We start from the raw sequence: 659 nt of genomic DNA, 5'->3' as shown, positions 1-659 counted from the left end.
GTTTTTTTCAGTTCTGCAATCAGCTCTTTCGCTTCCGCTTTCGGGTCGCGGAAGTCTACTTGACCGATAAACTCAGGGTTCCCCAACTTCGCGGTATCTTCTGTTGTCAGACCAATAACCGCAATTTTAATGCCTTGCTTATTGAACATCGCGTAAGGTTGGAATAAACGCTTGCCCGTTTTTTTGTCGTAGATGTTGGCTGACAGCATTGGGAAGTTAGCCCAATCTTGCTGTTTGAATAGCACGTCTAGCGGATTATCAAATTCGTGATTGCCTAACGCCATCGCGTCGTAGCCAATCTTACTCATGCCTTTGAAATCTGGTTCAGCGTCTTGTAAATCAGATTCAGGAACGCCGGTATTAATATCACCACCAGACAGCAACAGCACGCTGCCTCCTTCTGCTTGAATTTCATCACGCAGACCATCGATCAACGTCTTGCGCGCGGCCATGCCGTACTCACCGTGTTTATTCTGCCAAAAACGACCGTGGTGATCGTTGGTGTGTAAGACAGTCAATTTATAAGTGGTATCTGCATTCCATTCATGAGCAGGTTGCGAAGCACATCCAGCCAGCGAGGCCAAAATAGCGGCACTCAAAGCGGTTTTGATAATCAGACGCTGATTCATTTTTTTTCCTTTTTCTTATTGGGATTACTG

Annotated in this window: 1 protein-coding gene; it reads right to left on the bottom strand. The window is 46.0% G+C overall.

Going from position 1 to position 659, the window contains the following annotated elements; genetic code table 11:
• A partial coding sequence (locus R7Q46_RS27625; RefSeq protein ID WP_318078344.1) for a metallophosphoesterase occupies positions 1-629 on the bottom strand: 629 nt, incomplete at its 3' end.
• Positions 630-659 lie beyond the last annotated feature (30 nt).

This window comes from Vibrio sp. 811, from assembly GCF_033339195.1.
This window is presented reverse-complemented; position numbering and strand designations above follow the sequence as displayed.